General features: G+C 70.6%; 9 protein-coding genes. 7 read left to right on the forward strand and 2 right to left on the reverse strand.

Translation table 11 applies throughout. The features are described from left to right. Positions 1 to 485 precede the first annotated feature (485 nt). The 4 genes from AB0L89_RS36745 to AB0L89_RS36760 all read left to right on the forward strand — a co-directional run bounded on the left by AB0L89_RS36745 (position 486) and on the right by AB0L89_RS36760 (position 4,507). Positions 486 to 1,256, forward strand: coding sequence for an ArpA protein (locus AB0L89_RS36745; protein WP_365151468.1), 771 nt, complete (start codon positions 486 to 488; stop codon positions 1,254 to 1,256). Continuing rightward, positions 1,253 to 2,578, forward strand: coding sequence for an amino acid permease (locus tag AB0L89_RS36750; protein ID WP_365151471.1), 1,326 nt, complete (start codon positions 1,253 to 1,255; stop codon positions 2,576 to 2,578). The genes AB0L89_RS36745 and AB0L89_RS36750 overlap by 4 nt, the downstream gene beginning before the upstream one ends. Then, positions 2,575 to 3,561 (forward strand): ornithine carbamoyltransferase, encoded by a 987-nt coding sequence (locus AB0L89_RS36755; RefSeq protein WP_365151474.1) that lies wholly within the window; start codon positions 2,575 to 2,577, stop codon positions 3,559 to 3,561. Before AB0L89_RS36750 ends, AB0L89_RS36755 begins: the two co-directional genes overlap by 4 nt. Before the next feature lie 64 nt (positions 3,562 to 3,625). Beyond that, positions 3,626 to 4,507 carry an aminoglycoside phosphotransferase family protein gene (locus tag AB0L89_RS36760; protein ID WP_365151477.1) on the forward strand — a complete coding sequence of 294 codons (882 nt, stop codon included), beginning with the start codon at positions 3,626 to 3,628 and terminating at the stop codon, positions 4,505 to 4,507. 27 nt (positions 4,508 to 4,534) lie between these two features. Here the strand turns inward: AB0L89_RS36760 and AB0L89_RS36765 are convergent, their stop codons facing one another. Both AB0L89_RS36765 and AB0L89_RS36770 read right to left on the reverse strand, forming a co-directional pair. Further along, on the reverse strand, positions 4,535 to 6,118 hold the full coding sequence (locus AB0L89_RS36765; protein WP_365151612.1) for a TIGR03086 family metal-binding protein: 1,584 nt from the start codon (positions 6,116 to 6,118) through the stop codon (positions 4,535 to 4,537). A gap of 109 nt (positions 6,119 to 6,227) precedes the next feature. Beyond that, positions 6,228 to 7,232, reverse strand: a complete 1,005-nt coding sequence (locus AB0L89_RS36770; RefSeq protein WP_365151480.1) for a YafY family protein — start codon at positions 7,230 to 7,232, stop codon at positions 6,228 to 6,230. Positions 7,233 to 7,326: 94 nt separating this feature from the next. On the opposite strand from AB0L89_RS36770, the gene AB0L89_RS36775 reads away from it, so the two are divergent. From AB0L89_RS36775 to AB0L89_RS36785, 3 genes are all read left to right on the forward strand, one after another. Next, positions 7,327 to 7,725 carry a VOC family protein gene (locus AB0L89_RS36775; RefSeq protein ID WP_365151483.1) on the forward strand — a complete coding sequence of 133 codons (399 nt, stop codon included), beginning with the start codon at positions 7,327 to 7,329 and terminating at the stop codon, positions 7,723 to 7,725. 235 nt (positions 7,726 to 7,960) lie between these two features. After that, positions 7,961 to 10,705, forward strand: coding sequence for a hypothetical protein (locus AB0L89_RS36780; RefSeq protein WP_365151486.1), 2,745 nt, complete (start codon positions 7,961 to 7,963; stop codon positions 10,703 to 10,705). A 289-nt stretch (positions 10,706 to 10,994) separates the two neighbouring features. Next, positions 10,995 to 12,089, forward strand: a complete 1,095-nt coding sequence (locus tag AB0L89_RS36785) for an alpha/beta hydrolase (RefSeq protein WP_365151489.1) — start codon at positions 10,995 to 10,997, stop codon at positions 12,087 to 12,089.

Here is a 12,089-nt window from a genome sequence, read left to right on the forward strand (position 1 = left end):
CTGACCGCTCCCCCCGTTCCCCGGCCCTGCGAGGCTTAAAGGTCGCGAAACCACACGCACGTGTCAAGGGTGCACACCACAGCGGAAGGCCGCGTTTCGGGCGCCCCGGGTCATCCGGCAGACACAGGGAGCACGAGGAACAGTTCTCGGGCGCGCCAATGCCCCTCAAGGTTCTCGGCGACAGGGTTCGCCGTCGTACCGCATCACGACGATGCCGTGGAATCGTGGCGCTTTCGTGGACGAAAGGAGGAGGAGCGTCAAATACCGGAACACACTCGTCGGTGGATCATGCGAAACCTTCGATGGATCATGTAAAACGGAGCGCATTCTTCTGCACACAATGCCCATGACACCGACTTCGCATGGCCGGAATTCTTCCCTTCGAAAGTCTCTCCCTTGGTCGCGGTCACCGGACCTTGTAGGGTTTCGTTCTCGAAAAGTGTCAGCGAACGCCATTCCCCTGCAGATGATGTTGGGAGTCTGTCATGCGACCGGACGAGCGGATCGGGGGCCTCGTTCAGTCCCTGTCGAAACACCTGGTCCACGATGTCGACGAGAAACAATGGGAGCGGGCCCGCCGGGACTTCCTCGGTCTCGGCTTCGTCAAGGTGCCTTTCCTGGCTCCCGAGGGCGCCAAGGCCGCGATCGCGGACGAAATAGAGGCACTGGTCGCGGAGCACGGTGTCCGCCGCGAAATGAGCTTCAAGGAGACCGGCCACACACCACGCCTGATGCGCAATGTCCGCCACCATGAAATCAGCAGGTACGGATCCCTCATTCCCGAGGTGTACGCGTCAGAGGAATTCCGGGAGGCATTGGGGAAGGTCGCGGGCGAGCCGGTCCTCGAGTGCCCCTATGAACCGGAGCGCTATGTCATCACGGAGCTCGAACAGTCCGGCGACACCCATGGCTGGCACTGGGACGACTACAGCTTCGCGCTCGTCTGGGTCGTCGCGTGCCCTCCGATCGAACACGGCGGCTTCGTGCAGTGCGTGCCGCGCACCCGCTGGAACAAGCAGGACCCGCAGTTGCACCGGCAGTTCGTCGACCGGCCCATCCACTCCTTCGAACTCCACCCGGGCGACCTGTACTTCCTGCGCACGGACACCACTCTGCACCGTGTCTACCCCCTGAGCGGGGGCCGCCGGCTGATCATCAACATGGGGTACGCGTCCCGGGCCGACCTGGACAAGCGGATCAGCCACGAGACCATGGACACCCTCTGGAACGGATCGCGCGAGGGACAGACCGCGTGACAGCGGTCGAGGGGGCTCCGCCGGACTCGTCAAGACCGCCGCTCCTGCGGCGCAGGTTGGGCACCTCGGGGCTCGTCGTCCATTACGTCACGTCCGTGATGGGCGCGGGCGTCCTGCTCATCCCCGCCCTCGCCTGGCGGGTCGCGGGACCGCTGTCCCTGCTCGCCTGGGGGCTGCTGATCCTCTACAGCTTCCCCTTCGCGCTGATCTTCGCGCGGCTCTCCACGCTCCACCCCACGAGCAAGGGCGTCGCCCGGTTCGTGGAAGCGGCGTTCGGCCGGCGCGCGGGCCGGATCGCCGCCGTCTTCCTGCTCATCACGCTGCTGGCCGGGAACCCCGTCCTGGGTCTCGCGGCCGGCCGCTATCTGCTGGCGGCGGTCGACCCCGGGGCGTCCAACCGCGCGGCCCTGCTCGCGGGCGCCGCGGTCATCGTCTGCTGCGTCCTGGTCAACCTCCTCGGGATCAAGGTGAGTACGCGCGTGCAGATGGTGGTCCTCGCCACCGTGGTGCTGCTTCTTGTCGTGGTCATCTGTCTGGCCCTGCCGAAAGGGGACTACGCCCGCCTCACGCCGGTCGCGCCGCACGGCTGGGGCGCGCTCGGCAGCGCCCTCCTCATCTGCTTCTTCGGGTTCATCGGATGGGAGAACGCCGCTCCGGTGGCCGAGGAGGTCCGCGATCCCGAACGCACTTTTCCCCGCGGCATTCTGTACGCGGTCAGCTGCGTCGGCGTGCTCTACTTCGCGATGGCCTTCACCGTCGCCGTGGCGCTGCCCGACACGGACGGCGACCAGTCGGACCTGACGGCGTTCGTGCGGCTACTCGACGTCGCCACCGGGGCCGGACTGCGGAGCGGTGGATATCTCCTGGCCGGGGTGCTGCTGTTCCTGACCACGAACGCCTGGTGCCTGGGCACGTCCCGCGTCGTCTTCGCCCTGGCCCGCGACGGCATCCTGCCGCGCGCGCTCAGTCGGCTCGACCCGCACCGGCACCTCCCGGTGCGCGCCGTCCTCGCCCTGCTTCCCGGCTATGCCGTGTCGGTCGTCGCCCTGCTCGTCACCGACTCCAGCGAGGCGGCCCTCATCAAGGCGTCGTCCGCCACCTACGTGCTGATCTTCCTGATGGCGTTCGTCTCCGCCGCCCGGCTGCTGCCCCGCGGCCCGGTCGCGTACATGAACCTCGCGGTCGTCGCGGCCACCCTCGCCATGCTGCCGTTCTTCGGCTTCAGCGTCGTCATCGCCCTGGCCATGCTGCTCGTCTCCGTCGTCGCCGAGCGGTGGCTGCGCCGGCGCGTCACCCCATCGAACGAAGGGATACTCACGTGACCGTGCGACACGTCCTCCGGATCCAGGACCTCTCCGCCAAGGAGATCTCCTCTCTGCTCGACCTCGCCGAGGCGATGAAAAGGGGCGACGACACCCGCCCCCATCTCACGGGACGCTGCGTCGGGCTGCTCTTCAACGTCCCCTCGACCCGGACCCGCGTCTCCTTCCAGGTCGCCGCGTCCCAACTGGGCGCCGACAGTTTCCCGTACGGAGTGGAGGAACTGCGGCTCGCCAACCGGGAGTCGATCGAGGACACCATCGGCGTACTCAACCGCTATCTCGACGCGCTGGTGGTGCGCTGGTACGACATGCGGGACCCCGGCGCCGGACACCGTAGGCTGCGCACGATGGCCGAGCTCGCGACGATTCCCGTCATCAACGCGCTCGACGACGAGGAACACCCCTGTCAGGTCCTCGCCGACCTCCTCACGCTGCGCGAGCTGTACGGCGGCGACGTACCGGCCCGGCGGGTCGTGTACGCCTGGTCCTACTCCCCCCGGCAGAAGACCCCCGGCGTGCTGCACTCCTCGATGATGGCCGCGGCCCTGCTCGGCCACCACGTCACGGTCGCACACCCGCCGGGCTTCGCGCCCGAGGAACGGGTGACGCGGGCCGCCCGGGACGTCGCGGCCCGCACCGGCGCGCGCGTCGAGCTCACCGAGGACCTGGAGGAGGCCGTACGCGGCAGCGCCGCCGTCTACACCCTGAGCTGGAAGTCCCCGACGCTGACCGGGCAGGACGAGATCCAGGCGCGGACACGCCTGGCGGACCGCTGGCGCGTCACCGCCCCGCTGATGGACCTGGCGGGCGAGGACGCGGTGTTCCTCGACTGCATGCCCACCAACCGGGGCGAGGAGGTCGACGCCGAGGTCAAGGACGGCCCCCGGTCGAGGATCTTCCAGCAGGCCGAGAACCGCCTGCACGCCCAGAAGGCCCTGCTCACCCACCTGTTCGACGGCACGCTCACCGGAGAGGCCCGGTGAGCGTCCGGCCCGCACGTCCTGAAAAGACCTTGGAGGTCCGGCTTCGGGAGCACAAGCTACGGGAGTGAAGAGAGAAGCGGTGGGCGCGCGGTTGGTGGATCGATTCGGTCCCGGGGCAGAGGACTGGCTCGCCGGGGTTCCGGACCTCGCCGCACGGCTGGCCGCGCGGTGGGGGTGCGTGCTCGGTGAGCTGTTCGAGAGCGGCGCCTCCGCTGTCGCCCTGCGCTGTCAGTGGTCGGACGGGACGCCGGCGGTCCTCAAACTCAGTCCGGATCGGGACCTGTTGACCAGCCAGGTGGAGATGCTGCGCGTGTTCGCCCCCTCGGGTCGGGTACCGGCCGTGCTGGCTGCCGACGCGGAGGCCGGCGCGATGGTGCTGGAAGGGGTCCAGCCCGGCACCGAGGCCGAGGACATGCCGCAGGCGTCCTTGCCGCGGCAGTGGGGAGAGCTGCTCGCCGCACTGCACGCCGTGCCTCCACCCGCGCACTGGCCACTGGATCTGCGCGGCCGGTGCGAGGAGGCCTTCGTCCGGATCGGCCGACGGCTGGCCGACCCTGCCATCGGGGCACGGATCGACCGGGCCGCGTGGCAGCGGGCGGCAGGGCGCTGTGAGACGTTGCTGGACAGCCGGACCCGGCGCGTGTTGCTGCACGGCGACCTGCACCTCGGCAACGCCCTGGACGGCGGCCCGGCGCGCGGTCTGATCGCGATCGATCCCAAGGCCTGCGTCGGCGACCCGTGCTTCGACGCCGTCGACTACGTGGTGGCCGGTGCCGGTCTGGAAGGTGTCGAGGACCGTTGCCAGCGGGTGGCGACCGCGTGCGCGCTCGACGGGGACCGGTTGTACGCCTGGAGCCGGGTGATCGCACCCATGACGGCCATCGCGCACCTCACATACGGCGGTCCCGAGCAGGCGGTCGACGAACTGCTCGCCCTGTCCCGCTGATCCCACGCGGGATCGGCTCGCGCCGGATCACTCCGGGAGGCGGCGGCCGAGGAACGCGGCCACATGGTCAAGGGCCGGGGCGCGCTCGGGTACGGGCCGCGCCGGGGCGAAGGAACCGCCGGCGGTGCGGGGCAGGTCTCCGTAGATCTCCCGGACGACCGGCAGGGCGGCGCACGCGATGTCGGGCTCCAGGTCGCGGTCGCGGCCGAGCGCGGTCGCGAGGTCCCAGCCGTGCACGAGCAGTTCGACGAGGAGTTGTTCGACCACGCGACGGCCGGGGGCCGGGCCGAAGGAGCGGTCCAGCATGCCCGGCTGCCGGAAGGCACCGCGAGCCGTTGAGGCGGCGGCATCGAAGGCGGCGATGTGGTCGTCACCGAGGTGGTCCGCCGTGTGGCCGTCGGTGGGGGGCGTGCCCCGCGCCAGGCCGCCCCACATGATGTTCTCCCACACCAGATGGTCGAGCAGATCCCGTACGGTCCAGTCCTCGCAGGGGGTCGGCAGGCCGAACTGGTCCGGAGCCGCCCCGCGCACGATCGTGGCGACTCTGTCCTGGACGCGTGTGAACGCGTCCAGGACACCACCCGGCCAGGGGTCGCTGTCGTCCGTGTAGAGGGCTTCGAGCCGGGCGTTGCCCGCGCCGGGCGCGGGGTTGGCACGCAGCGCGGTGGTCAGCCACCGTCCTTCCTCGGCGATCCCGGCGGGTGCGGCGCGGCCGGCGAGGACGCACAGGAGTTGCCAGAAGCGCTCGACGGCGGGCTCGGACGCGGCGGTGAGCTGCTCGTGCAGGAGTCTGCGCGCCTCGACGCCGTCGGAGGTCACGGCAAAGGCGGTGTTCGCGCGGCTGGGCAGCCACGCGGCGACGACGTCCGCGACGACCTGGTCGGCGGCCGGGGAGTCCGCCGCGGTGCCGGCCCGCATCGCCGCGCGGACGCGTGCGGTCCAGGCGTCGGTGAGGGCCCGCATCTCCTCCGCCACGGCGGAGTCCTGCGCTCCTCGCCCGTGACGGGCGGTGTACGCCGCGACGCGCCGCATGGCGAGACGCAACTCCCCCGCCGCGACCAGCTCGCCGAGTTCCAGCCACGCTTCGACCTGCTCATCGGTGGGATCTTCCGGCAGGTCGGAGCCGGCCGCGAGGAGCCCCTCGCGGAAGTGGGGTACCTCCAGATCCCCGAGCGTGCCGGTCAAGAAGTCGTGGACCAGCTTGCGGCGTTCGTCGGGAGACATCCGGGCATGACGGGTCATCAGCGCGAGTCCTTCATGTGTGGTGCGACGTGTGACGGTGCGCAGGACCGCCTGATGGGTCCGCAGGCGGCGGACCTGGACCTCCAGAGCCTCGACGTGGGCAGCCGCCACCTCGGTGAGCCCGTCCTCGCTATCCAGGGCGGCCCGGATCTCACCGAGCCCCATGCCCAGGTCCCGCAGCGTGCGGGCCAGGTGCAGCCGGGCGACGCCGGCGGTGTCGTAGCGGCGGTAGCCGCCGGCGGTCCGGCCGACCGGTGTCACGACACCCGCATCCGACCAGTGCCTGACCACTTTCACCGGCAGCCCGATCTGTCGCGCCACGGCCCCGATGCTCCACGTGGGCCTCGACGCGTCGTCGTCCATACGCATGTGCTCCACTCTTGACTCTCCCTTCGTGGGAGAGTCAAGCAGTCTCATGATCCTGCCGCGGTGGTGCCGGATGCCCCGCTGCCCGCCGCAGGACGTGCCCCCGTTCCACTCACACGTGACGGGCACGGGACGCGAGGCGATCGGCGAACGCCACGACCTGATCGCGCAACTCGGCAGGGCGCTCGATGACGAACGGCCGATCGAGCGAGGCGAGCACCGCGGGCAACCAGTCCAGCCGCTCCACCCGCAGCTCGACCCGAAGCCAGCGCTCGGCCGCCCCGCCCTCGCCCACGGCGGGCGTACGGTCGTGGTCCTCCAGGATCGCGGCCCCGGCGGGAAAGCGGGCGCGGAGCTGCTCGACCGTCCCGTGGATCCGCAACGTCACCTCATGCCGGTACTCGGCCGCGGCGAAGGCCGACAGCAGGCGCTCCGCCGGATCGGCACGATCGGTCCCCGCGGGCGTCTCGAACGCGCCGGGCAGGGTCCGGGCGTCCGCGATGCGATCGAGGCGGAAGGTGCGGTCCTCATCGATCCGGGGGTCCGTGCCCGTGACGTACCACCGGCCCGCGTGGGCGACGAGCCCGTCGGCGTACAGCGTGCGTTCACTGCGCCGCCCCTCGCGGTCGGTGTACCGGATCGCGACCGGCCGACGGCGGCGTACCGCGTCGGCGAGCGTGAGCAGGACGTCGGCGTCCGGGGCCCCGCCCTCACCGGTCCGGTCCGTGAAGGCGAGAGCATCCAGGAGTGCGTCGAGACGGCGGGCGATGTGCCGGGGCAGCACGCGCCGGATCTTCGCCGACGCCGTCTCGCTCGCCGTGAGCTGCGCCGTCGTCAGCCCCGCCCGGCGGCCCGCGACCAGGCCCAGCAGCACGGCCAGCGCCTCGTCGTCGCTGAACATGAGCGGAGGCAGACGGTATCCGGGAGACAGCCGGTACCCGCCGTAGCGGCCGCGCACCGATTCCACGGGCACGTCCAGATCGATCAGCTGGGCCACGTACCGCCGCACCGTGCGCCCCTCCACGCCGAGCCGGTCGGCGAGTTCGGCCACCGTTCGCGTCCCGCCCGACTGCAGCAGTTCCAGGAGTGTCAGTACGCGGCCGGTGGGTCGAGGCATGTCCGCAGACTATCTCGCATACAGGACGTGTTCTGTCCGGTATCTCTCCTAGCCTGCGGTGAGCACGCTCCCCCGCACAGCCAAGGAGATCCCCATGAACTTCGTCTCGATCCGCATCATCACCAGCGACGTGGCGGGCCTCGTCGACTTCTACGAGCGAGCCACGGGAGCGCGGGCGACGTGGGCCACCGAGGACTTCGCCGAACTCAGCACCGCGGGCGCCACCCTCGCCATCGCCGGCACCCGCACCGTCCCCCTGTTCGCCCCCGGCTCCGCCCGTCCGGCGGACAACCACAGCGTGATCACCGAGTTCCTCGTCGACGACGTGGACCGCGTGCACCAGAACCTGACCGGCTTCGTCACCGACTTCGTCAACGGGCCCACCACGATGCCCTGGGGCAACCGGTCGCTCCTGTTCCGCGACCCCGACGGCAATCTCGTCAACTTCTTCACCCCTGTCACGCCGGCGGCCATCGAGAAGTTCGCACGCTGACGACGGGCGCGACTTGATTACCTTCGCCCGCTCCTGACCGATATGCGCCGCCAATTCGCCGCATCTTGCCTGAATTACCGCGCTCACGAGGCAACCCTGGGGCCCTCGTTGCCCTCTCCTGCTCCGAAGGAGCCCTGTGCCGTACGGGCTCTCGGGGGAGCAAGTGACGAGGAGATCTGTCTTGATCCGTGTCCCGCGCTTGGCGACTGCCGCTGTCACGGCACTCGCACTGGCAGTGGGCTTGCCGGAACTCGCGCACGCGTCGCCTGACCAGCCGCGCGCGCCGCGCTCCGACGACCTCATATCGCCCGGCCGTTCGGACGGCCCCGGAGACCGGCTCCCGCCTGGCTGGGAGCTCACCGGCGACGGCGCCGATCAGCACCTGGTGTGGCGCGCGCCGAAGCCGGTGCCGATGGGGAACGCCCGCGTCGAGTTCTACGCGGGCGACCGGCTGCTCGGTCGGCCGACGGCCACCGACGACCAGCGGACGTTCCGGCTGAAGCTCGACGAGAGCGGCGTCGCCGCGAAGGACGCCCTGGGGAACGGCGACCTCCAGGCGCTCGCGGGCGGCCGCCGCATCGACAAGCCCGAATCCGCCGCGCCGCCCCAGGGCACGGCGCCCGCCCCCGCCCAGTTGCCCGCGGGCGAGGTCGACCCCGGCAAGCCGGGCAAGTACCGCACCGTCAAGGGCGAGTACGACCTGGAGTCCGTCAAGCTGCCCGACTTCCCCAAGAAGGTGGAGATGCGGGCCACGGTGGTCGGCCCCGTCGACGCACCGGGCAAGCGGCCCCTGGCCCTGTTCCTGCACGGCCGCCACAGCACCTGCTACAAGGGCGGTCAGGCCGACGGCAGTTGGCCCTGCAAGTCCGGCTGGAAGCCGATCCCGAGCCACCAGGGCTATCTGCACGACCAGAAGCTCCTGGCCTCCCAGGGCTATGTGACGGTGTCGATCTCCGCGAACGGCATCAACGGCCAGGACGACAGCGCCGCCGACGGCGGCGCACAGGCCCGCTCGTCCCTCGTGCGCCAGCACCTCGGCCGCTTCGCCGACTGGGCCGCCGACCCGACGAAGGCGCCCGGCGCCGTCCGCGGGACCTCGCCGGTCGATCTCGACCGCGTCATGCTCGTGGGGCACTCCCGCGGCGGCGAGGGCGTCAACCGCGCGGCCTTCGACAGCCGCTACCAGCCGCCGGCGGACGAGGACGGCTACCCGCACAAGGCACGCTGGCAGATCCGTGGCACGGTCCTCATCGGCCCCACGATCTTCGGGCAGAACCCGGACCCGGACGTGCCGTCCATGACGCTCCTGCCGGGCTGCGACGGCGACGTCTCCGACCTCCAGGGCCAGCTCTACCTGGACAACACCCGGCGCGTGGGCAACGGTTCCGCGCTGCACAGCGCGGTGTACATGGTCGGCGCCAACCACAACTTCTTCAACACCGAGTGGACGCCGGGGCAGGCGCAGGCGCCCGCCGACGACGACTTCTCCTCCGGCTCACGGCCCGACCCGGTGTGCTCGCCGGGCCACGGCCCGCGGCTGAAGGCCAAGCAGCAGCAGAAGGCGGGCTCGACCTACATCGCGGCCGCCGCCCGGCTCTTCGTCGAGAACGACGACGAGGTGCGCCCGCTCCTCGACGGCTCCGGCAAGGGCGCGCCCTCGGCGAACCCGGCCCGCGTGCTCACCCACGCCGTCGGCGGGCGGCGCACGCCCGCCGTCCTCCCCGGCCGCTCGCTCGACGTGACCGGTGGCACGCTGTGCGACCAGACCGCGTCCGGGGCGCGAGGCTGCCTCACGGCCGGCGCCAAGGGCCAGTCCCCGCACTTCGCGAGCTTCGAGGTGTCCCCCGACCCCGGTCGCTACGCCCTCGCGATGAACTGGTCGCGGACCGGGTCCACGATGGCCGTCAAGAACGCGCGTCCCGTCTCCCTCGAGGGTTCCGATTCGCTCGCGCTGCGCGTGATCGTCCCGCCCAACACCAAGGGCACCAAGCTGGACGTGACGGCCGTCGACGCCTCGGGGCACCGGGCCAGGCTCGGCCAGGTGCGTGCCGACGGGCTGCCGGGCAGCGGGTACCTGGCCTCGTACTGGGGCCAGGAGCTGCGCGTGCCGCTGAAGGCCGCCGCGAGCGCCGGGCTCGACCTCAAGCAGATCCAGTCCCTGGAGCTGACCTCTCGTACCGCTTCCGGCAAGGCCTGGCTGATGGACGCCTGGGGCTGGCGCCCCGGCACGGCCGAGGTGCGCCCGTCGCAGCTGGCGCGTGTCGACGTCGGACGGCTGCGGGTCGACGAGGGCGACTCCGGGGTCCGTACGTACCGCGCTCCGGTACGGGTGACCGGTGACGGCACCGGCAAGGTGCGGCTCTTCGTGCCGGGCACCACCCCGGACAAGTACGTCACCAAGACGGTCACGGTGCGCCCCGGCGACACGTCCATCGGCGTGCCGTTCGAGGTCAAGGGCAACAAGCGCTACGGCGGTTCGAGCGCGCAGGAGGTGTTCGCCAAGACCATCAGCGGTGCGGTCGTCGGCTCGCACCACGGCGGGGTCTTCGTCCGCGAGGACGACCCGATGCCCAAGGTCAGCGTGAAGCCGGTGGCGGCCAAGGTCACCGAGGGCAAGCCGCTCAAGTGGCGCGTCTCGCTGTCCGAGGCCGCGGACGTCGAGACGTACGTCGCGTTCCGCATCGAGCGCGTCAGCGGTGGCAAGGAACTGTCCACCAAGGACGTCGACAAGGCGTGGCTCAAGCGGAACTTCGACAGCAAGCCGGACCCGGCCCGCCGGCTGTCCAAGGTGTCGGCGTACCCCTACCTCTCGATGGAGGTCAAGGCGGGCAAGCGCAGCGCGGAGCTGAGCATCCCCACCGTGAAGGACCGGGTGCGCGAGGGCCAGGAGTCGGTGCGGCTGCGGCTCTACACCTACGACGAGAACTGGAACGAGCACCGGGGACCGGTGTTCACCGGGCGGGTGCGCAACGCCTCCTAGGTGGCACCCCGCGCCGCCCGTCGTGGTCACGACGGGCGGCGCGGAGAACTGGGCGGGCGGCTCCTTAGGGGCCGCCCGCCTCGGCATGCGAGGGCCGACACCGAAGCCGCACGAGCAGGGAGTTCTCATACCACCGGGTTACGCCCTCCTACCTCAACGGTTGGAACCGGCGCATCCCTACAGCCAGGGGCCTAGGAACAGATCAACCGACCGTCGGATGTGGGCACTTGGTCCAGGCGTCTACCGTTTCCACTCTGCCTGAGGGCGACGCGGAGACGGGGACTGAACCATGCGGCACGGCATTGCGCGGCACACGCTCAAGGGGGTGCCCGACGCGCGGATCTCGACGCATCCGTTCACCACCGCGGACGGGCTGGCCCTGGACCTGACCCGCTTTCAGCGGGGTGACGGCGACGACGTCGTACTCCTGATGCACGGTCTGACCGCGTCGAGCGACCTGTTCATCATGCCCGAGCACTACAACATGGCGACCTATCTCCTCGACCACGGATTCCCCGACGTGTGGACCGTCGACCTGCGGTTGAGCAACAGGTATCCGTACAACACGGAACCCGGTGACTCCTCCATCGACGACGTCGTCCTCCACGACCATCCGGCCATGCTCGCCGAGCTGCGTCGGCACATCGGGCAGCGGCGCGTCCATGTCGTCGCCCACTGCCTGGGCGCGGCGTCGTTCTCCATGAGCCTGGCCGCGGGCACGGTCACCGGGATCACCAGCATGGTCGCGCAGAGCGTGGGCCTGGTCGTCAAGGTGCCGGGCTGGTCACGGTGGAAGATCGAGTTCGCCCCGACGCTGCTCGAACACGTACTGGGGCTGTCGGCCATCGACCCCAGGATGGGGGCCTCCGCGCCGTTCACACGTTCCTGGGCGCTGTCGAAGCTGGTGTCGCTCGGACATCCGGAGTGCGACAACCCCGCATGTCATCTGGTGAGCCTGATGTGGGGGGCCGGTTGGCCCGCCCTCTACAGCCACGCCAACCTGGAGCCCGAGACGCACGACCGGATCGCCGATCTGCTGGGCCCCACCGGCCTGCACTACTACCGGCACATCCGCAAGATGGTGCGGGCGGGGCACGCGGTCAAGTACGCCCCCGGCGACCGCCGTTACGCGGCCCTGCCCGACGACTACCTCGCGCACGCCGCCGACATCAAGACCCCGATCCTCTTCATGACCGGCCAGAACAACCACGTCTTCGCCGACTCCAACGTCGTCTGTCACGAGATCCTCTCCCAGGACGCGCCCGACCGGCACGAGTTGGCGGTGCTGCCCGGCTACGGCTATCTCGACCCGATCATCGGCAAGAAGGCCCACCTCGACGTCTTTCCGCTGATCGCGGACTTCTTCCGACGGCAGGCGGTCTGA

Origin of the sequence: Streptomyces sp. NPDC052114, from assembly GCF_040680155.1 — a bacterium.
GTDB lineage: Bacteria > Actinomycetota > Actinomycetes > Streptomycetales > Streptomycetaceae > Streptomyces.